Source organism: Streptomyces sp. NBC_01335, assembly GCF_035953295.1.
GTDB lineage: Bacteria > Actinomycetota > Actinomycetes > Streptomycetales > Streptomycetaceae > Streptomyces.
Genome location: NZ_CP108370.1, coordinates 2,860,776 through 2,880,429 on the forward strand (window position 1 = coordinate 2,860,776; position 19,654 = coordinate 2,880,429).

Here is a 19,654-nt window from a genome sequence, read left to right on the forward strand (position 1 = left end):
GCCCCGGCTCGGGCCCTCGGAAATCCGATGGTCCCGCCCCCAACCTCCGTGCTGCACTGCCGCCATGACCCTGATGGTGAGCGTGTTCGTGCTGGACGACGGGACCGGGGAGTCGCATGTGCTGGACACGCCCGAGGACTGTTCGGACCTGGCCGGGCCGGAGGTGTGGCGGACGAGCGTCTGGGCATCGGAGGCCGTACGGGCGCTCGGGGCACGGTTCTTCCCGGAGCTCGCCGAGGGGTGGCTGGTCGCGCAGCCCGACGAGGTGTTCGCGCTGTTGGACGAGTGCGCGCTGGTGCGGGAGAACCTCGTGTCCGTCGCGCGGCGGAGGAACAACGCGGGGGACGTACCGCTCGCCGACGCGGTGCGGAGCATCGGGGACCGGCTCACGAACGTCGAGGCGGCCTGTCACCGGGCGCTGGCGATCGGTGGCGGCGTCCTCGTCTGGTGAGGGCGAGTGGGAACGGGGGGCCGTAACCGGATCCGGCTGCCCGAGCCGCCCTGGGCCCGCCCGGCACCCCCGGCACACCTCCGCCCCGGCGCCCCCGGCGGCCCGCGCGCGACCCCTGCCCGGACCGCGCGCCTCCCGCGCCCCCCACCGCACGCCCTGCCCGCCGCGCTCACCTGTGGTTACGTTGATGGACGCACCGCGGACCGCCGGGGCTCCGCGTGGGATCCCGGTCCGGATCGCGGTGCGCGCTCCACCGGGCCGGTTCCTGGCCGGTCCGTGGGAGCCCGGCGTACCCCGAACCGGAGGTTCCGGCATGACCGTCTCCCGTACCGCGTCCTCGCCCGCTCACTCCGCCCCGAAGCCGCTGAAGCGGCGCGTCGTCGCCCTCGCGGGGGCCACCGCGCTGACGCTGGGGGCCTTCGCGGTCGCGCCCGGGGCCGCCGCCGCTTCCCCGGAGACGCCCGCCGCCCCCGCCGTGGCCACCGTGCCGGGCGGGTGCGCGTACACCGCGGCCTCGGACCGGCCGGTGCTCCGGGCCGGCAGCAGCGGGGACGCGGTGAAGCAGGCGCAGTGCCTGAGCAACGTGTGGGGAGGGCTGGTGCCGAAGCTGAACGTCGACGGGAAGTTCGGGGCCGCGACCCAGGCGAAGGTCGAGTGGATCCAGGGGTGCCACGGGCTGCCGGAGGACGGCGTGATCGGTGCCCGGACCTGGGAGGCGCTGTACTACCCGGTGCCCGACTGCTACGACCCGTATCCGGGCTGATCCCGTTCCGCACCCGCCCCCGCTCCCGCGAGCAGGGCCTGGAGTGCCGGCGCGTAGAGGTCCGCGAGGCGCTCCGGGGTTGTGCGGGAGCCTTCCCCCTCGGGGTGCAGGCTCTCCTTGCGGCCGAAGTGCTTGACCACCAGGGACGGGCTCACTCCGGCGTCGGACGCGATGCCGCGGATGGTGACCTCGGCGTACGCGTTCCGCATGAACGCCCGCCGGGCCGCCAGCAGGATCGCCGCCTTGCCGGTACCGACGTCCGGTACCCCGGACGCCCCGGAGGCATCGTGCGCCCCGGAAACCCCAGAAGCACCCGGGGCCCCAGAAGCATCCAGGGCCCCGGAAACCCCCGCTGTGGCCCGGCCGGTCATGCGCCCTCCTGAATGGCTCTGGCCGGCGCACCTGCCTTCCGGTCCGCCCGCTCGTTCGTCCCCGCGACCGTACCCGCCTTCGCGCCGCCGGTTCCCGGCAGCAGCAGGGTGACCAGCAGGGCGAGCAGGGCCGCGGCGGCGATCTCCGGGCAGCGGTGAGGGCGCCGGAAGGCGGTGCGGGCGGGCACGCCCGGTGGGTGCAGGCGTTCACCCCTCGGGTAAACGCCTGTGCACCCCTTCGCCGCCGGGGTCCGTGGTTCGGGCACGTAGTGGCGCGTTAGCCTCGGAATTCCCCGGACGCCGACGCGGGACGCGTCGCGACGGGGCTCGGACGACAACACGAAAGCGAAGGTGCCTGCCATGGCGAAGATTCCGGCAGCGGCAGTGGCGGCGAGCGGACTCGTCGGCGGTTACGGGGTGGCCCGGTGGACCCGGAAGCGCCCCCTGGGCGGCGCCGCGCTCGCCGTGGCCGGGGCGGTCGCCGCGTACGAGTGGAACCGGACGGCCGGCCCCCGCGCCGCCACCGGCCTGACCACGGCGTACGTCGCCGCCTTCGCCGGCTCGCACGTGCTCGCCAAGAAGCTCGGCGCCTGGCCCGCCGTCTTCACCGTCGCCGGCGGGGTCGCCGCCGCGTCCTGGGCCGTCACCCGCCGCGCGGCCTGAGGGCCCCGGGACCCGGCAGCCCCGGGGGCCCGACAACCCCGGCGGAACCGGCCGTACCAGCGGAACCGTCGGACCCGGGCGCCGGGCGCCCCAGGCTGTCCCGCAACCTGGCGGGACAGCCTCAGCCCCCCAGCGCCCGCGACACCGTGTAGATCGCGAGGCCGGCGAGCGCGCCGACCACCGTGCCGTTGATCCGGATGAACTGGAGGTCGCGGCCGATGTGGGCCTCGATCTTCTTCGAGGTCTGGTCGGCGTCCCAGCCCGCGACGGTGTCGCTGATCAGCGAGGTGATCTCGGTGCGGTACGTGGTGACGACGTAGGCCGCCGCGTCCTCCAGCCACCCCTCCAGCTTGTCCTGGAGCCGCTCGTCGGTGGCGAGGCGGGCCCCCAGCGACATCAGCGAAGCCCGCGCCCGCAGCCGCAGTTCGCTCCGCTCGTCCTCGGCCGCCGCGATGATCATCGTACGTACGGAGGACCAGGCGGAGGCGATCACGTCCTGCACCTCGCGGCGCCCCAGGATCTCCGACTTCAGCCGCTCCACGCGTTCCCGGGTGTCCCGGTCCGTCTGGAGATCGGCGGCGAAGTCCGCCAGGAACGTGTCGATGGACTCGCGGGCCGGGTGGCCCGGCATGTCCCGCATCTCCGTGACGAACCGCAGCAGCTCCTTGTAGACCCGCTCCCCCACGCGTTTGTCGACGAACCTCGGCGTCCAGCCGGGCGCCCCGCCCTGCACCGCGTCCATCACCGCGTCGCCGTGCAGGACCAGCCAGTCGTGCGCGCGGACGCAGACCAGGTCCACGACCTTGCGGTGACCGCCGTCGGCCACCACCTTCTCCAGCATCTTCCCGAGCCCGGGCCCGACCTCCACGGCGTCGGCCCGCCGGGTGATCGCCTCCCCGACGATGGCCTGCACATCGGCGTCCCGCAGCACGGTCAGCGCCCCGCGCAACGCGGTCGCCAGCTCGGCGGTGACCCGGTCGGCGTGTTGCGGCTCCGCGAGCCAGGCACCGACCCGCCCGCCGATGCCCAGCGCGTGGATCCGGCCGCGCACCACGTCGGCGGAGAGGAAGTTCTCGCCCACGAACGACCCGAGCGAGGCCCCCAGCTGGTCCTTCTTCGTGGGGATGATCGCGGTGTGAGGGATGGGCAGGCCGAGCGGCCGGCGGAAGAGGGCCGTCACGGCGAACCAGTCGGCGAGCGCACCCACCATGCCCGCCTCGGCCGCGGCGGCGACGTAACCGGGCCAGCCGCCCACGCCCGCGTTCTTCGCCCAGGTGGCGAGCGTGTACACGAGCGCGACCAGCAGGAGCAGCCCGGTGGCGGTGGTCTTCATCCGGCGCACCCCGCGCCGTTTCTCCTCGTCGGCGGCGGTGTACGCGAACGAGGCCAGGGGGGCGGCGGCCCGCCCGGCCGCACGCGGAGCTTGTACCGTACGGTCGGCACCCACCGGAGTGTCCGGACCCGCCGCAGTGTCCGAGCCCACCGGAGTGTCCGGACCCGTGGGGGCGTCCGGACCCGTGGGAGCACCGGCACCCGCCGGAGCATCCGGATCCGGGTCTCTGCCGTGTTCCGGCCCCGCGCTCCCGCCCCGTTCATTACGATCCACCGCGTCCCGCCTCGCTTTCCTGCCGTGTCCCGGTCCGCCGTTCACCCGGTCCCGTACGACCGCGCCGTCCGTTCGCGTACACGTCTTCCCCCGTCGTACGCATTGTCCCCACTGTCCTACTCCCGGGCCGCCCGCCCAGTTCCCGGCGGCCCGTCGCGCACCGATGTCCCGGGGAGCCGGGCCGAACACGAGGAGCCGTACCGCACATGTCCAGGGTCGTCCGCAGTGACCAGGCCGGACCGGGTCCCGGCCCCCGCGAGCCCGGCGGGAGCCCCGGGGTGGGCGCCCGGCGCCGCCCGCGCGCCCTGCTCCTGGTCCTCGTGACCGTCACCGCCGTACTCGCCGCCGCCCTCGCCGTCGGTACGGCGCTGCTCACCGACCCCCGCGACACCGGTCTGCGGGCGGCCGGCCAACACCCGGCCGGCCGCGAACCCTCCGCGGCGAGCGGCCGGTGGGTCGCCACCTGGACGGCAGCGCCGGTGAGCGCCGCCTCGGACACGGCGCACGACCCGGCGGGCACGACCGTACGCAACACGGTGCACAGCAGTACCGGCGGCGACGCGGCGCGGATCACCCTCTCGAACCTCTTCGGCACCGGCGCGCTGGTGGTCGACCGGGCGCGGGTGAACGCGCGCCCGGTGACGTTCGGGGGCGCGGGGAAGGTCACCGTCCCGGCGGGCGGGCGGATCGTGAGCGACGCCGTGACGACGAGGATCGCGGCCGACTCGAACCTGGTGGTGTCCTTCCGTACGCTCACGACCGGCGGGCACGTCACGCAGCACCCGCGCGCGTTCCAGACCTCGTACCTGGTCGGCGCCCGCACCACCTGGCCCGTCGACGACTGGCGCTATCTGACGGCCGTGGACGTGTTCAGTACGACCGCCTCGGGCACGGTCGTCGCGTTCGGCGACTCGCTCACGGCGGGCAGCGGCTCCACCCCCGGCGCCAACCGGCGCTGGCCGGACCTCCTGTCCGACCGCCTGAAGGGCCGCTGGGGCATGGCGAACCAGGGCATCTCGGGGAACCGCCTGCTCTCCGACGGCCGGGGCGGCATCGCGGGCACCACCCGCTTCGCCCGTGACGCGCTGGACGTCACCGGCGTGCGTACGGTGATCGTCGCGCTCGGCATCAACGACGCCCAGACCGCCTCCGAGAACCTGGACCCGCAGCGGGTCGTGGACGCCCTGCGCCGCCTCACCGCCCAGGGCCACGCCCGGGGGCTGCGGGTGATCGGGGTGACGCTGACGCCCTTCGAGGGCATCGGGAACTACACGCCCGCCCGCGAGGCCATCCGCCAGGAGGTCAACGAACAGATCCGGGCCCAGGGGGTGTTCGACGCGTACGTGGACTTCGACGCGGTGGTCCGCGACCCCGCCGCCCCGCAACGCATCCGGGCCGACTACGACAGCGGCGACCACCTGCACTTCAACGACACGGGGTACCGGGCCCTCGCCGACAGCATCGACCTCGGCCTGCTGACCGGCGGCCCGAAGGGATGACCACCCGGGGCCGGACCGGACCCGGCACCAGCACGAGCGCCTGCCCCCGCACCCGCCTCAGAGCAGCTTCTTGCCGCTACCGGGCCCGCGCGCCTCACCCGGTCCGTCCACCGTCCGGGGCGCTTCCGCCCGGCCCACCGCGTCCGCCCTCGCGTCCGCCCGCGCCTCCGCTTCGGCTTCCTTGCGGCGGCGGCGCTCCGCCCTGCTCCACTTGCGTTCGACCCCGACGCCGCCCATCAGCGCGAAGCCGGTGACGGTCACCCTCGGCGCGTCGGGGGCGGGTTCCCCCTCGTCCCTGGTCCGCTCGTCGAACCCGCCCATGAAGCCGATCCCGTTGACCCGCACATGGACGTCAGGCGGCACGGTGACCCTCACCCCGCCCATGATCGCGACGCACCGGATCGTCACCTCGCGCTCCGCGAAACGCGCCTCGCGCAGATCGATGGCGCCGCCGCCCCACATGGCGAACGAGGTGAACGTCCGGCCCACCGTCCAGCGCCCCTTGCGGCCGAAGCCACCCCAGAGCGCGAACCCGCCCGTCGACGTCGGCTCCCCGCCGATCCGCTCCGACCACACCGGCACCGCGGCCCCGCCCACATCCGGCAACGGCGTTCCGGAGACCGGCAGATCACGGACGAGCGGAGTCAACTCGCCCCGCGTGCGGGCCGCATAGGCCGACTCCAGCCGCTGCTCGAACTCCCCCATGTCCAGGCGGCCTTCGGCCATGGCGTCCCGCAGGATCTCCGCGATCCGTTCCCGCTCGGCGTCGGAGGCACGCATGTCGGGGAGTTCGCTCGTCATGACGCACACCCTATGCACGGCACGCTCCACCGGACCAGGGCGCCCCGCCCTACGCGTCGGGGTGCGGCCCCGCCGCGTACATCCGGGCGATCACGTCCTCGATGTCGGGCTCCCGCACCGAGAGGTCCTTCAGCGGGTACTCCGCCGCGATCCGTGCCACCAGAGGGGCGACGGAGGCGTCCGCCGGGAGCGCCAGCCACTGGCGCGGCCCCTCCGTCCTGAGCACCCGCGCCCGCAGCGGACCCTCCGACTCCACGGTGATCGGAGGGAGTTCACGCTCAAGGTCCACCACCAGGACGCGTTCGCTCCCGCCCGCCTCGTGCAGCCCGGCGAGCGCGCCGTCATACATCAGCCGGCCGTGGTCGATCACCATCACCCGGCGGCACAACTGCTCGATGTCGGTGAGGTCGTGGGTGGTGAGCAGGACGGTGGTGGACCGCTCCTCGTTGAGGTCCTTGAGGAACTGCCGCACCTTGGTCTTCGAGATGATGTCGAGCCCGATGGTCGGCTCGTCCAGGTACAGCACCTCCGGGTCGTGCAGCAGCGCCGCCGCGATGTCGCCGCGCATCCGCTGCCCGAGGGAGAGTTGACGTACCGGCGTGTCCAACAGAGTTGCCAGATCGAGGAGTTCGACACACCGGTCGAGGTTCTCGCGGTAACGCGCGTCCGGGATGCGGTACATGCGGTGCATCAGCCGGTACGAGTCCTTCAGCGGCAGGTCCCACCACAGCGTGGTGCGCTGCCCGAACACCACCCCGATGCGGTGCGCCAGCCGGGTGCGTTCGCGCGACGGGTCGACGCCCGCGACCCGCAGCCGGCCGCCGCTCGGCGTCAGGATTCCGGTCAGCATCTTGATCGTCGTCGACTTGCCCGCACCGTTCGGGCCGATGTACCCGACCATCTCGCCGCGTGCCACCCGGAAGCTGATCCCGTCCACCGCGCGCACCTCGCGGCGCTCGCGGCGCAGGAAGCCCGACCTGCGGCGTACCTCGAAGACCTTCTCCACCCCCTCCAGCTCGATGAACGAGTCGTCGGCCACCGGAGCCCGTACGTCCTCCGCCACCGTCGTCCCCACCACCGCTCCCGCCGTCGTCCCCATCGTCGCCACACCCGTGCCCGTGTTCCGCGCCATGCCCGCTCCCGTCTCCACGCCCGAACCCCGTTCCCGTAACCCCGCCCGACCCCCGCCCCGGCCCCCGGTCAACTTCCCGTGCTCCGGTACGCCCGAAGCCCGGCGCGCCACGCCAGCCCGGCGAGCAGCCCGCACCCTGCCGCCACCAGGGGCGACAGGAACGCCACCCACTCCGGCAGCGCCACCGGGTACTCCCGCCCCAGTACGTACAGCGCCGGCAGCCAGCTGACGAAGGCCAGCGGCACGACGAACGTCACCCCGCGCACCAGCTCCCGGGCGAAGACCGAGGGCGGGTACTGCAACAGGGTCTGGCCGCCGTACGTGAAGGAGTTCTGCACCTGCGCCGCGTCCTGGGCGAAGAACTGGACGACCGACCCGCCGACGTAGACCGCCCCGAAGAACGCCCCGCCGCTCACCACCGCCAGCGGCACCAGCAGCACCTTCAGCGGGGTCCAGTCGATGTCGAGGACCACCAGGGCGTACCCCAGCACCATCAGCCCCTGAACGATGCGCCCCACCCGGCGCAGCGCGAACCGGTCGGCCGCCACCTGCACCAGCACCGGCACCGGCCGCACCAGCAGCGTGTCGAACGTGCCGTCCCGCACCCGCTCGCCGATCCGGTCCAGGGACCCGAGCAGCAGGTCGGCCAGCCCGAACGCGGTCGCCGCCATCCCGTACAGCAGGGCGATCTCCGGCAGGGAGTAGCCGCCCAGCACGTCGACGTGGCCGAACATCAGCATGATGGTGACGAAGTCGAAGACGGTCGCGAGGAAGTTGCCGAGCGTGGTCATCGCGAACGACGCCGGGTACGCCATCGTCGAGCGGATCCACATCCCCGCGATGAGCCGGTAGGCGCGGACCCCCTCCACCAGCGGCGACCGCTCGACGGGACCGGGCCGGGCGAAGGCCCCGGGCCCCGCTCCCCGTCCCGTACCCGCACCCTCATCCATACCGCTGCCGCCGCCCGTTCCGCTGCCGCCGCCGTCGCCGCCCGGGGCGAGCACCGTGTCAGCCACCCTGCACCACCACTCTTCTCGTCGCGACGGACTGGAGCACCCGGCCCGCCAGCAGCAGGACCAGCGCCCAGCCGGCCTGGAAGGCGAGCGCCCCCACCAGGTCCCATCCGGTGCGCTCGCCGAGGAACACGTCGGCGGGCACCTGGAGGAACGCCGACCACGGCAGGGCCCGCGCCACCTCGCCCAGCAGCCCCGGGAACAGGTTGAGCGGCAGCAGCAGCCCCGAGAAGAACAGCCCCGTCAGAAAGCTGATCTGCAGTACCCCCGCCCCGTCCATCAGCCAGAACGCGGCCAGCGCGACGAGGAAGCGGACGGCGAAGCTGACCACCACCCCGAGCGTCAGTGACACCAGGAACGCCAGCCACGTCCAGGGCGAGACGGGCAGGGCCAGGTCGAAGGCGAACGCACCGATCGCCATCGGTACGACGCCGCGCCCCAGGAAGTTGAAGGCGGCCCGGCCCAGGTCCCCGGCCAGATACCAGCACTGGAGGTCGGCGGGCCGGTAGAGGTCGATCGCGATGTCGCCGGTGCGGATGCGCTCCATCAGGTCGCCCTCGAATCCGCCGCCCATCAGCGAACACGTCATCAGCAGCGCCTGTCCCAGCCAGACGTAGGTCAGCGCCTGCGCGGTGTCGTAGCCGCCGAGGTCCGGCCGCTCCGACCACAGCGCGGTGTAGGTGTACGCGATGATGAAGCCGAAGACGGTGTTGGTGAAGATCCCCGCCATCGTCGCCATCCGGTAGGTGGCATGCCGGCGGAACCCACCCGCCGCCACCACGGCATAGAGCCGCACGTCTCTCCCCCTCCCGGCACCAAAGCGGCCGACACTAGCCCAGCTTTCCGGCGCCCGGCGACCTCTTTTCCGGGGGCGCGCGCGGCATCCGGCGGGGCGTACCGGGGCGCAACCAGGTGCGTTCCGAGGGTTATCGGTGCGAAAGGGGCAGTATGGGAGAACTGTCCGCGGCCGAGGAGTCTTCACCGACATGAGCGACGAGCCAGAGCGCTGGGCCCCCCGGGACCCCTCGGGGGAACCTTCCGGAGACGAAGGCGCCGCGCCCGCCGGGGAGGAACACCCGGACGGAACACCGGACGGAACACCGCACGCCGAGGCCGCGCAGAAGCGCGCGAAACGCCCCAGGCGGAAGGGCTGGCGCCGCCTCGTCCCGACCTGGCGGATGGTGCTCGGGGCCGTCCTGCTCGTCGCCGTCCTGCTCGTCGGCGGCTTCGTCGTCGGCTACCAGCTCGTCGACATCCCCGCCGCGAACTCCAGCGCCACCGCCCAGAGCAACGTCTACCTCTACCGCGACGGGGCGGTCATCGCCCGCGACGGCGACGTCAACCGGGAGAACGTCCAGCTCGCCCAGGTACCGAAGGACGTCCAGCACGCGGTGCTCGCCGCCGAGGACCGCAACTTCTACTCCGAGCGCGCCGTCGACATCAGCGCCATGGTCCGCGCCGCCTGGAACACCGTCACCGGCAAGGGCAGGCAGGGCGGTTCGACCATCACCCAGCAGTACGTCAAGAACTACTACCTGGGCCAGGAGCAGACGGTCGTCCGCAAGGCCAAGGAGTTCTTCATCGCGATCAAGCTGGACCGCGAGCAGACCAAGGACCAGATCTTCGAGGGGTACCTCAACACCAGCTACTTCGGCCGCAACGCCTACGGCATCCAGGCGGCCGCCCAGGCGTACTACGGCAAGGACGTCACCGACGTCGGCGTCGCCGAAGGCGCGTACCTCGCCTCGCTCCTCAACGCCCCCAGCGCGTACGACGTCGTCGCCCACCCGGAGAACAAGCCGGCCGTCCTCGCCCGCTGGAACTACGTGCTCGACGGCATGGTCAAGGAGGAGTGGCTCGGCGCCTCCGCCCGCGCGGCGCTCACCTTCCCGCCACCGGACGGGGCGAAGACCTCCACCGGCCTCTCCGGGCAGCGCGGTTACCTCGTCGACGCCGTCAAGGACTACCTGACCGGCCACGGGATCGTCGACGAGGAGACCCTCGCCACCGGCGGCTACCGGATCACCACCACCCTGGAGAAGGGGAAGCAGGACGCCTTCGTGGACGCCGTCGAGGAGAACGTGACCTCCCGGACCGACGACAGCCGCGCGGCCGACCGCAACGTCCGCGTCGGCGGAGCCTCCATCGACCCCGGCACCGGCAAGGTCGTCGCCCTGTACGGCGGGATCGACTACACCCGGCAGTACGTCAACAACGCGACCCGCCGCGACTACCAGGTCGGCTCCACCTTCAAGCCGTTCGTCTTCACCGCAGCCGTCGCCACCGGCGCCACCACCCAGGACGGCCGCCGGATCACCCCGAACACCCGCTACGACGGCACCAACGAGCGCCCCGTCCAAGGGCGCCAGGGGGACACCGGGTACGCCCCCGCAAACGAGGACGACGTCAGCTACGGATCCATCACCGTCCGCGAGGCCACCGACAAGTCCGTCAACGCGGTGTACGCGCAGATGGCCGAGGACGTCGGCCCGGAGAAGGTCAAGGAGACCGCGATCGACCTCGGCGTCCCCGAGGACACCCCCGACCTGACCGCCTCCCCGTCCATCGCGCTCGGCCCGGCCACCGCCAGCGTGCTCGACATGACCGAGGCGTACGCGACCCTCGCCAACCACGGGCGGCACGGCACGTACACCCTGGTGGAGAAGGTCACCAAGGACGGCCGGAGCGTCTCGCTCCCCGACCGCACCACCCGGCAGGCCGTCAGCCGGCAGGCCGCCGACACCACCACCGCGATCCTGCGGAGCGTCGTCGAAGGCGGCACCGGTACGGCCGCACAGGGCGCGGGCCGCCCCGCCGCCGGGAAGACCGGCACCGCCGAGGAGGACAAGGCCGCCTGGTTCGCCGGCTACACCCCCGACCTCGCGACCGTCGTCGCCGTCATGGGCCAGGACCCGGACACCGGAACGCAGGAGTCCCTGTACGGAGCCCTCGGCCAGTCCCGCGTCAACGGCGGCGGCGCCCCCGCCGAGACCTGGGCCGACTACACCGCGGCCGCCCTCGAAGGCTCCGAGGTGCAGGACTTCGACCTGGACCTGGCGGAGGGCAGCGAGGAACCCGACCCCTCCGAGGACGAGTCGTCGCCCGCCGACCCCGACTCCCCGTCGGACACCCCGAGCGGCGCCACCCCCACCACCTCCGCCGGCACCACCCCGGCCACCCCCGGCCCGACCGCCACCGGCACGGGCGGCACCACCGGCGGCGGCCCCACCGGGGGCTCCAACGCCAACGGCTCCAACACGAACGGCGCGGGCGGGTCCACCGCGAACGGCGGCAACGGCAACGACACCGGCGGTACGAACGCCGGCGGCACCGACGCGGGCACCGCCGAAGGCGGCGGGGAGACCGGCACCACCACCGGGGAGACCGGCGACGGCGGCGGCCCCACCGGGGACGGCAGCACGGGCGGCGGCCCGGCCGAGGGAGCCCGCGGCCCGGACCGGGGCCCGAACCTCCCGTACCCCTGGCGGTGAGACCGGGAGACCCGGAGATACCCGGGGAGACCGGGGAGACCGGGGGCTCAGTGCCCCGAAGTCGCCTTCAGCCCCACCACGGACACCAGCAGCAGGCAGACGAAGAAGATCCGCGCGGCGGTCACCGGCTCGTGCAGCACCACCATCCCGAGCACCGCCGCACCGGCGGCCCCGATCCCCACCCACACGCCGTAGGCCGTGCCGATCGGCAGCGACTTCGCCGCCTGCGCCAGCAGCAGCATGCTGGCCACGATCCCGAGGACGGTGAACACGCTCGGCCACAGCCGGGTGAACCCCTCCGCGTACTTCATACCGACCGACCAGCCCACTTCGAGCAGGCCGGCAACGATCAAGAGAACCCAGGCCACGACGGCCACCTCCGACGACTGACGCACGGAACAACACGGACCGCGTCGTCTTTGCCTTGCCCGGTACGGCGCGTCTCGTCGGGTCGTTCCACCGTAGCAACAAACGCGGTGGAGCCCGGTGACAGGAGTCACCGGGCTCCACGGGCCCCACCACGAGGGACAGCGGTTACAGATACAGCCCCGTCGAATCGACCGAGCCCTCGAAACGGTCCGCAGCCACCGCATGCAGATCCCGCTCCCGCATCAGTACGTACGCCACACTCCGCACCTCGACCTCGGCACGGTCCTCGGGGTCGTACAGCACCCGGTCCCCCGGCTCGACCGACCGCACGTTCTGGCCCACGGCCACCACCCTGGCCCACGCCAGACGGCGGCCCACCGCGGCCGTCGCGGGAATCAGAATGCCGCCTCCGGACCGGCGCTCGCCCTCCGGCGAGTCGGACCGGACCAGCACACGGTCGTGCAGCATGCGGATGGGCAGCTTGTCGTCCTGGGTGTTGTCGCTCACGCCCCGCAACCTACCCGCCGGACCACCGCCCGTACGCCGTAGGGGGTACGTCCACCCGCATCCGCGCCACGACGCGTATCCTCCCCGCGCCGCCGGGCGACCACCGGGCGGCCGGTCCCACCGGACCGGCCACGCCCGGCGCCACCCACCTACCGGCGCCGGCTGCCCTTCGGGCGCCGCACCGACACGACCAGCAGACCCACCACACCGACCGCGAGCAGCGCCACCGGCACCACCCGTTCCAGCCGCGGCGAGCCGTCCTCCGCCACGAATCGCGCCTTCACGTCCGAGACCGAACGATTCACCGCGACGTACGCGCGGCCCGCCGTGCGGTCCACCTTCTCGGCGACCATGGCCTTCGCGTCACCGATGATCGTCTTCGGGTGCACCCGCACCCCGATCTCGTCGAGGACCACAGCCAGCTGCTCGCGCCTGCTGATGATGTCCGCCTCGATCTGCGCAGGGGTCCTCGTATCCGACACTGCGCCGCCTCCGTGGTGGTCGTCCGGTAAACCTTCATCGACAGTCTGTCAGCTCGACCGCCCGCACACCCGGCGGCACCCCTATTACGCTCGGTCGCGTACACCCCACGCGCCACCCGAGGAGAACCATGAGCGAGCGCCTCCAGCCCGGCGACACCGCCCCCGCCTTCACCCTTCCGGACGCCGACGGCAAGGACGTGTCGCTCGCGGACCACAAGGGCCGCAAGGTGATCGTCTACTTCTACCCCAAGGCCCTTACCCCCGGTTGCACCAAGCAGGCCTGCGACTTCACCGACAACCTGGACCTGCTGAGCGGTGCCGGATACGACGTCATCGGCATCTCGCCCGACAAGCCGGAGCAGCTCGCGAAGTTCCGCGAGCAGGAGAACCTCAAGGTCACCCTGGTCGCCGACCCGTCCAAGGAGGTCCTCGCGGCCTACGGCGCTTACGGCGAGAAGCAGAACTACGGCAAAACGGTGACGGGCACCATCCGGTCCACCTTCGTCGTCGACGAGCAGGGCCTGATCGAACACGCCTTCTACAACGTCCGGGCCGCCGGCCACGTCGCGAAGATCATCAAGGACCTCAAGATCTGACGCACCCCCTCGGGCGGTGTTCGGTGTTCACCACTGCACACCGAACCCGCAGGCCCGGGGGAACCCGCGGAAACCGAGGAGCCGGGAAACCCGCAGGAAACGGCAGGAACCTGTCGCGAAGCTGTGAGGGACCTCGCAATCACCGGGCCGATCGGTTTGCGACCGCCATGACCGTACAGAAGCCTTTCTTGGAACACCCTCCGAGGAAAGGACCCGGCCATGGCGGCCACCGACCCCCACCAGGCGGCCGACCCCGACGCGGTCAAGCGCCACCCCATGCTCTTCCGGGCCGTCCGGAAACGCCAGAACCCCAGACTCCGCCGCACCGACATCACGGTCACCGACGACCAGGCCGTCAAGCGCGCGGTGAAAGCGGCCTCACTCGGCAATGCCATGGAGTGGTTCGACTTCGGCATCTACTCCTACCTCGCCGTCACCCTGGGGCACGTCTTCTTCCCGTCCGGGAACGACACGACCCAGCTGCTCTCCTCCTTCGCGACCTTCGCCGTGGCCTTCCTCGTCCGGCCACTCGGAGGCATGTTCTTCGGCCCGATGGGCGACAAGGTCGGCCGCAAGAAGATCCTCGCCCTCACGATGATCATGATGGCGATCGGCACCTTCGCCATCGGCCTCATCCCCTCGCACGACGCGATCGGCATCTGGGCCCCCGCCCTGCTGATCTTCTTCCGCATGCTCCAGGGCTTCTCCACCGGCGGTGAGTACGGCGGCGCCTCCACCTTCATCGCCGAGTACGCCCCCGACAAGCGCCGCGGGTTCTTCGGCAGCTTCCTGGAGTTCGGCACCCTCGCCGGATACGTCGGCGCCGCCGGCCTGGTCACCGCGCTCTACGCGCTCCTCGACACCGGCCAGATGGAGAGCTGGGGCTGGCGCATCCCGTTCCTCGTCGCGGGCCCCCTCGGCCTCGTCGGCCTCTACCTCCGCCTCCGCCTCGACGAGACCCCCGCCTTCCAGAAGCTGGAGGGCGGCACCGCCCACGCCTCCGAGGCCGCCGACAGCGTGGAGACCACCGCCAAGGGCGACCTCGCGAAGATCTTCCGCGACTACTGGCCGACGCTGATCCTCTGCATCTGCCTGGTCGGCGCCTACAACATCGCCGACTACATGCTCCTCTCGTACATGCCGACGTACCTCTCCGACGAGCTCGGCTACAGCGAGACCCACGGCCTGCTGATCCTGCTCGTGGTGATGGTCGTCCTCATGCTGCTCATCAGCCAGGTCGGCAAGCTCTCCGACCGCTTCGGCCGCAAGCCGCTGCTGATGACGGGCATGCTCGGCTTCCTGGTGCTCTCGCTGCCGTCGTTCCTGCTGATCCGGCAGGGCAGCATCCCGGCCATCACCATCGGCATGCTCATGCTGGGCCTCTCGCTGCTCTGCATGCTCGGCACCATGTCGGCGGCCCTCCCGGCCCTCTTCCCGACGAACGTCCGGTACGGCTCGCTCTCCGTCGGCTACAACCTCTCCGCGTCGATCTTCGGCGGCACGACCCCCCTGGTCATCACCGCCCTGATCAGCTGGAGCGGTACGAACCTCATGCCCGCGTACTACGCGATGGCCGCCGCCCTGGTCGGCGTGGTCTCCGTGGCCTGCATGAAGGAGACCGCCAACAAGCCCCTCGACGGCTCCCCGCCCTCGGTGGAGACCCCGGAGGAGGCGGCGGAGCTCGTCCACGCGCAGTCGCCGGACCCGAAGTTCTGACGCAGCACCCGCACGGAAGGGCCCGTACCGCTTCGGTCGAGGAAGCGGTACGGGCCCTTCCGCATCTCACCGCATGACGGACGTGACGGTCCGATTACCGGTTCGTTGCTCCGTACGAGGCCGCGAACGCGCGGCCGGACGGGGAGGAAGAGATGCCGGTCAGTCCTTACACGCATCAGGTGCTGTCGGAGGCAGCCGCGTCGTCGCGAACCATGTCCCAGGCCATGATCGGTCTGGGGCTGCCGCCCTGGAGCGGCTCTCGGCGCTACCTTCTGGATCGCATGCGAAAAAAATGGGCATCGCGACCTCACACTTCGAGCGGGAGGGCACACGGTGGACCAAGGAGGTGCTCGAACCCGCTGTCGCCGCTTCGACGACCATGGTGGGCGTATTGCGTCTTCTGGGACTGGACGCGGTGGGGGAAACCACTCCCACATCAGTCGCCGAGTCAGGTCCCTGGGGATCGATACCTCCCATTTCGAATCCTCCGCGCCCCGTTCGTCGAAGGGCCGACGGCATCGCACTCCGGAGGAGCTGCTCGTCGAACAGGACCCCGCCGCGGCACGCCGCGAGCAGAGCAGCCGCTTGAAGCGAGCCCTGACGCTCCTCGGTGTCGAGGAGCGCTGCACCGGGTGCGGTAACGCCGGGACCTGGCAGGGGCGCCCCTTGCCGCTGGAGGTCGACCACATCGACGGCAATTGGCGGAACAACCGGGTGGAGAACCTCCGGATGCTGTGTCCCAACTGTCACTCGACGACTGATTCGTACAGAGGACGGAGCAAACGTTCCCGAACCGACCGCAGGCGTCCCGTCCGCACACCGGCGGCGGCGCGATGAACGCCTCCCGCACGTACGACCGGGCGACGCTCGCGGAAGCGGCGGCCGAGTGCCACACCATCGAAGAGGTCATCGCCCATCTCGGCACTCCCCCGTACGAACGACTCGGCCGCTACCTGATGAGGCGGTTCACCCACTACGCCATCGACGTTTCGCACTTCCGGCCCACGGGCAGGCGTCCACGCCCCGACCCCGATCGGGTCGTCGAGGCGGTCGCACGGTCCGTCAGCATCGCAGAGACGCTGCGACGCCTCGGACGAGCCGACAACGGTGCCCAACGCGCCCTGCTCCGTACCTGGGTGTCGGAACAGGGAATCGACACGTCGCATTTCCTGGGGCAGGCCCATCAGCGTTCAAAACGACACGCGCCGAAAAGGCGCGCCGAGGATGTTCTCGTACGCCACGCCGGCCCGCGAAGCCGTGCGACCCGGCTGCGCCAGGCGCTGCTCGATCTGGGCACGCCGCAGAACTGCGCCGGATGCGGCACGGAAGCGGTCTGGCTGGGAAAGCCCATGACGCTGGAGATCGATCACGTCAACGGCGACCCCTGCGACGATCGCCGCGAGAACCTGCGGATGCTCTGTCCCAACTGCCATGCGATCACCAGCACATGGTGTCGAGGAGGAAACCGGTCGGCTGCCCCGTGATCGAATCCTGGTTCCTGCCGGGGCAGGCTCCAGTCTCCGTCCGTGCCAAGTAAACTGGGCTCTCCGCCCGTACGATGACTGGCGGCTGGCGGCGGTGGTGCAACGGCGACACAGCAGACTTAGGATCTGTGGCCCGTGAAACGGCTTGAGGGTTCGAATCCCTTCCGCCGCACACTGAACGGCCTGCGCTTCGAGGAATCGACGCGCAGGCCGTTTCTGCTGCCCGCGCCTCAGCCCACCAGCTCCCGCACCACCGGTGCCAGCGCGCGGAACGCCTTGCCGCGGTGGCTGATGGCGTTCTTCTCCGCCGGGGTGAGTTCCGCGCAGGTACGCGTCTCGCCCTCGGGCTGGAGGATCGGGTCGTAGCCGAAGCCGTGCGCGCCGGCCGGGGCGAAGCGGAGGGTGCCGGGCATGCGGCCTTCGACGACGCGTTCCGTACCGTCCGGGAGGGCGAGGGCGGCGGCGCAGGCGAAGTGGGCGGCGCGGTGCGGGGTGTCGATGTCGCCGAGCTGGGCGAGGAGCAGGTCGAGGTTGGCCTGGTCGTCGCCGTGCCGGCCGGCCCAGCGGGCGGAGAAGATGCCGGGGGCGCCGCCGAGTACGTCGACGCAGAGGCCGGAGTCGTCGGCGATGGCCGGGTGGCCGGTGGCCTTGGCCAGGGCGTGGGCTTTCAGCAGGGCGTTCTCGGCGAAGGTGACGCCGGTCTCCTTGACGTCCGGGATCTCGGGGTACGCGTCCGCGCCGACGAGTTCGTGGCTGAGGCCGGCGTCGGCGAGGATCGCGTGGAGTTCGGTGATTTTCCCGGCATTGCGGGTGGCGAGGATCAGGCGGGTCATGGATCGATTGTCACTCCCCCGCCGTCGCGGAGGTGCCCCGGGCCCGCCCCGCCCCGTCTCGCCTCACCGGTTCACGGTGAGCAGACCTTGCCGATCTCGCCGGCGGCGTCGGTGACCGGGCCGACGTCGGGGGTGGTGTCGCCCGCCTCGATGGAGGCGCGGACCTGGCCGACTCCGGCCTGGAGGTCGTCGACGGCCTTGCCGAGGTCGGCGTTGTCGGTGGTGTCCTTGAGCTTGCCGAGTTCCTGGTCGATCTGGTCGAGCGACTCGGACGCCTGGGTCACGTCTCCCGAGGCGTTTGAGACGGCCTGTTGGAGGTTGCCGACGCTGGTGGCGATGGCGTCGGCGGTACGGACGCAGTCGAGGGCCTTGTCGACGGCGCCGCACCCGGCCAGCGCGGTCAGGGTCAGTGCTGCGGCGGTGACGGCGAGTGCGGTGCGGTGGTGGTGGCGGCGCAGAGCCATGGTGCGGTCCCTCCCCGGGATGGTCACACGGAACGGTCGTCGCATGGACCGGTCGGCACATGGACGGGTCGTCGCATGGACTGGTCGACACATGGACGGGCGCACGGTTCGACCCGTGCGCCCGTGTCTGTGAGGACGCTGTGCGGTGCGTTCTTGGTTGCTTCTTCACCCGGGGAAGGGTGGGTGTTACGCGCCGGGGGTGCCGAGGGTGCGCGCGAGTGCCTCGTTCTGGAAGGCGGCGAGGTCGGCGCAGCCGGCGGTGGCGAGGTCGAGGAGGGCGTTGAGCTCCTTGCGGTCGAAGGGCTCGGCCTCGGCGGTGCCCTGGACCTCGACGAAGCGGCCGTCGCCGGTGCAGACGACGTTCATGTCGGTCTCGGCGCGGACGTCTTCCTCGTAGCGGAGGTCGAGGAGGGGGGTGCCGTCGACGATGCCGACGCTGATGGCGGAGACCGTGCCGGTGAGGGGCTTGCGGCCGGCCTTGACGATCTTCTTGCCCTGGGCCCAGGTGATGGCGTCGGCGAGGGCGACGTAGGCGCCGGTGATGGCGGCGGTGCGGGTGCCTCCGTCGGCCTGGAGGACGTCGCAGTCGAGGACGATGGTGTTCTCGCCGAGGGCCTTGTAGTCGATGACGGCGCGCAGCGAGCGGCCGATCAGCCGGCTGATCTCGTGGGTGCGTCCACCGATCTTGCCGCGTACGGATTCGCGGTCGCCGCGGGTGTTGGTGGCGCGGGGGAGCATGGAGTACTCGGCGGTGACCCAGCCTTCGCCGCTGCCCTTGCGCCAGCGCGGTACGCCTTCGGTGACGGAGGCGGTGCAGAGGACTTTGGTGTCGCCGAAGGAGACGAGTACGGAGCCTTCGGCGTGCTTGCTCCATCCCCGTTCGATGGTGACGGGGCGGAGCTGGTCGGGGGTGCGGCCGTCGATGCGAGACATGGCGTCGACTTTATCCGTTGGCGGGGGCGGGTCCGTTCGGGTGCGGTGGGGCGTCCGTACGGAACGGAGTGCCGGGGGGCGAGGTCCGTACGGGACGGGATGGGGCGTCTCGTCGGGCGGGTGCCGGGTGCGGACCGGTCGGGGGCCGGCACCCGGCGGGGGTGGTGCAGAGGTGGTGCCAGGGGGGTGACAGGGGGCTGCTGTCAGCCGGTCACGCCGTCACATCATGTCTTCGATGTCGGCCGCGATGGGGTCGGCGTCGGTGCCGATGACGACCTGGATCGCGGTGCCCATCTTGACGACGCCGTGGGCTCCGGCGGCCTTGAGGGCGGCTTCGTCGACCTTGCTGGGGTCGTGGACTTCGGTGCGGAGGCGGGTGATGCAGCCTTCGACCTCGTCGATGTTCTCGATACCGCCGAGCCCGGCGACGATCTTCTCAGCCTTGCTGGCCATGTCCTTCTCCCTGTCGCAGCGTGCGGA

22 protein-coding genes, 1 tRNA gene, 1 pseudogene and 1 riboswitch are annotated in these 19,654 nt (G+C 71.7%); of the genes and pseudogenes, 10 read left to right on the forward strand and 14 right to left on the reverse strand.

The window, feature by feature from the left end; genetic code table 11:
- Positions 1–64 precede the first annotated feature (64 nt).
- Both OG599_RS12105 and OG599_RS12110 read left to right on the forward strand, forming a co-directional pair.
- Complete coding sequence (locus tag OG599_RS12105; protein WP_327175992.1) at positions 65–451, forward strand: hypothetical protein; 387 nt, start codon at positions 65–67, stop codon at positions 449–451.
- A gap of 313 nt (positions 452–764) precedes the next feature.
- Complete coding sequence (locus tag OG599_RS12110; RefSeq protein ID WP_327175993.1) at positions 765–1,214, forward strand: peptidoglycan-binding domain-containing protein; 450 nt, start codon at positions 765–767, stop codon at positions 1,212–1,214.
- On the opposite strand, the gene OG599_RS12115 is transcribed toward OG599_RS12110, so the two are convergent.
- Positions 1,193–1,585 (reverse strand): TetR/AcrR family transcriptional regulator, encoded by a 393-nt coding sequence (locus OG599_RS12115; protein ID WP_327175994.1) that lies wholly within the window; start codon positions 1,583–1,585, stop codon positions 1,193–1,195. The two genes, OG599_RS12110 and OG599_RS12115, sit on opposite strands and share 22 nt — an antisense overlap.
- Positions 1,582–1,773, reverse strand: a complete 192-nt coding sequence (locus OG599_RS12120; protein ID WP_327175995.1) for a hypothetical protein — start codon at positions 1,771–1,773, stop codon at positions 1,582–1,584. The genes OG599_RS12115 and OG599_RS12120 overlap by 4 nt, the downstream gene beginning before the upstream one ends.
- Positions 1,774–1,945: 172 nt before the next feature.
- Between OG599_RS12120 and OG599_RS12125 the strand changes: the two genes are divergently transcribed.
- Entirely contained in the window at positions 1,946–2,248 is a 303-nt protein-coding gene (locus OG599_RS12125; protein ID WP_327175996.1) for a hypothetical protein, read from the forward strand.
- A gap of 121 nt (positions 2,249–2,369) precedes the next feature.
- On the opposite strand, the gene OG599_RS12130 is transcribed toward OG599_RS12125, so the two are convergent.
- On the reverse strand, positions 2,370–3,695 hold the full coding sequence (locus tag OG599_RS12130) for a DUF445 domain-containing protein (RefSeq protein WP_327175997.1): 1,326 nt from the start codon (positions 3,693–3,695) through the stop codon (positions 2,370–2,372).
- A gap of 479 nt (positions 3,696–4,174) precedes the next feature.
- On the opposite strand from OG599_RS12130, the gene OG599_RS12135 reads away from it, so the two are divergent.
- On the forward strand, positions 4,175–5,353 hold the full coding sequence (locus OG599_RS12135; RefSeq protein WP_327180010.1) for an SGNH/GDSL hydrolase family protein: 1,179 nt from the start codon (positions 4,175–4,177) through the stop codon (positions 5,351–5,353).
- Positions 5,354–5,410: 57 nt separating this feature from the next.
- On the opposite strand, the gene OG599_RS12140 is transcribed toward OG599_RS12135, so the two are convergent.
- The 4 genes from OG599_RS12140 to OG599_RS12155 all read right to left on the reverse strand — a co-directional run bounded on the left by OG599_RS12140 (position 5,411) and on the right by OG599_RS12155 (position 9,095).
- Positions 5,411–6,133, reverse strand: coding sequence for a DUF1707 SHOCT-like domain-containing protein (locus tag OG599_RS12140; protein WP_442809672.1), 723 nt, complete (start codon positions 6,131–6,133; stop codon positions 5,411–5,413).
- A 70-nt stretch (positions 6,134–6,203) separates the two neighbouring features.
- Entirely contained in the window at positions 6,204–7,253 is a 1,050-nt protein-coding gene (locus OG599_RS12145) for an ABC transporter ATP-binding protein (RefSeq protein WP_327180011.1), read from the reverse strand.
- A 101-nt stretch (positions 7,254–7,354) separates the two neighbouring features.
- Positions 7,355–8,236: an ABC transporter permease gene (locus tag OG599_RS12150; protein WP_327180012.1), complete on the reverse strand. Its 882-nt coding sequence runs from the start codon at positions 8,234–8,236 to the stop codon at positions 7,355–7,357.
- A 58-nt stretch (positions 8,237–8,294) separates the two neighbouring features.
- Positions 8,295–9,095, reverse strand: coding sequence for an ABC transporter permease (locus OG599_RS12155; protein ID WP_327175999.1), 801 nt, complete (start codon positions 9,093–9,095; stop codon positions 8,295–8,297).
- Between the two features lie 190 nt (positions 9,096–9,285).
- Between OG599_RS12155 and OG599_RS12160 the strand changes: the two genes are divergently transcribed.
- Positions 9,286–11,790: a transglycosylase domain-containing protein gene (locus OG599_RS12160; RefSeq protein WP_327176000.1), complete on the forward strand. Its 2,505-nt coding sequence runs from the start codon at positions 9,286–9,288 to the stop codon at positions 11,788–11,790.
- 47 nt (positions 11,791–11,837) lie between these two features.
- Here the strand turns inward: OG599_RS12160 and OG599_RS12165 are convergent, their stop codons facing one another.
- From OG599_RS12165 to OG599_RS12175, 3 genes are all read right to left on the reverse strand, one after another.
- Positions 11,838–12,158: a DMT family transporter gene (locus tag OG599_RS12165; protein ID WP_327176001.1), complete on the reverse strand. Its 321-nt coding sequence runs from the start codon at positions 12,156–12,158 to the stop codon at positions 11,838–11,840.
- A 39-nt stretch (positions 12,159–12,197) separates the two neighbouring features.
- Positions 12,198–12,264, reverse strand: a riboswitch (guanidine-III (ykkC-III) riboswitch).
- Positions 12,265–12,324: 60 nt separating this feature from the next.
- Positions 12,325–12,666: a GroES family chaperonin gene (locus tag OG599_RS12170; RefSeq protein WP_266704824.1), complete on the reverse strand. Its 342-nt coding sequence runs from the start codon at positions 12,664–12,666 to the stop codon at positions 12,325–12,327.
- Positions 12,667–12,815: 149 nt separating this feature from the next.
- Positions 12,816–13,148, reverse strand: a complete 333-nt coding sequence (locus tag OG599_RS12175; protein WP_327176002.1) for a DUF3618 domain-containing protein — start codon at positions 13,146–13,148, stop codon at positions 12,816–12,818.
- Between the two features lie 128 nt (positions 13,149–13,276).
- On the opposite strand from OG599_RS12175, the gene bcp reads away from it, so the two are divergent.
- From bcp to OG599_RS12200, 5 genes and pseudogenes are all read left to right on the forward strand, one after another.
- Positions 13,277–13,744 carry a thioredoxin-dependent thiol peroxidase gene (gene bcp, locus OG599_RS12180; RefSeq protein WP_327176003.1) on the forward strand — a complete coding sequence of 156 codons (468 nt, stop codon included), beginning with the start codon at positions 13,277–13,279 and terminating at the stop codon, positions 13,742–13,744.
- A 219-nt stretch (positions 13,745–13,963) separates the two neighbouring features.
- Positions 13,964–15,460, forward strand: a complete 1,497-nt coding sequence (gene proP / locus OG599_RS12185) for a glycine betaine/L-proline transporter ProP (RefSeq protein ID WP_327176004.1) — start codon at positions 13,964–13,966, stop codon at positions 15,458–15,460.
- Positions 15,461–15,612: 152 nt separating this feature from the next.
- Positions 15,613–16,297 (forward strand): annotated as a pseudogene (locus OG599_RS12190) (HNH endonuclease signature motif containing protein).
- The gene (locus OG599_RS12195; RefSeq protein WP_327176005.1) at positions 16,294–16,944 is read left to right on the forward strand and encodes an HNH endonuclease; all 651 of its coding nucleotides are present in this window, start codon (positions 16,294–16,296) and stop codon (positions 16,942–16,944) included. The pseudogene OG599_RS12190 and the gene OG599_RS12195 overlap by 4 nt, the downstream one beginning before the upstream one ends.
- Before the next feature lie 88 nt (positions 16,945–17,032).
- Positions 17,033–17,116 (forward strand) — tRNA-Leu (locus OG599_RS12200).
- Between the two features lie 58 nt (positions 17,117–17,174).
- On the opposite strand, the gene rdgB is transcribed toward OG599_RS12200, so the two are convergent.
- The 4 genes from rdgB to OG599_RS12220 form a co-directional block, all read right to left on the reverse strand.
- Entirely contained in the window at positions 17,175–17,777 is a 603-nt protein-coding gene (gene rdgB, locus OG599_RS12205; protein ID WP_327176006.1) for an RdgB/HAM1 family non-canonical purine NTP pyrophosphatase, read from the reverse strand.
- 71 nt (positions 17,778–17,848) lie between these two features.
- Positions 17,849–18,241, reverse strand: a complete 393-nt coding sequence (locus OG599_RS12210) for a hypothetical protein (protein WP_327176007.1) — start codon at positions 18,239–18,241, stop codon at positions 17,849–17,851.
- 186 nt (positions 18,242–18,427) lie between these two features.
- Positions 18,428–19,174, reverse strand: a complete 747-nt coding sequence (gene rph, locus OG599_RS12215; RefSeq protein WP_327176008.1) for a ribonuclease PH — start codon at positions 19,172–19,174, stop codon at positions 18,428–18,430.
- A 219-nt stretch (positions 19,175–19,393) separates the two neighbouring features.
- Positions 19,394–19,627: a PTS glucose/sucrose transporter subunit IIB gene (locus tag OG599_RS12220; RefSeq protein WP_266704842.1), complete on the reverse strand. Its 234-nt coding sequence runs from the start codon at positions 19,625–19,627 to the stop codon at positions 19,394–19,396.
- Positions 19,628–19,654 lie beyond the last annotated feature (27 nt).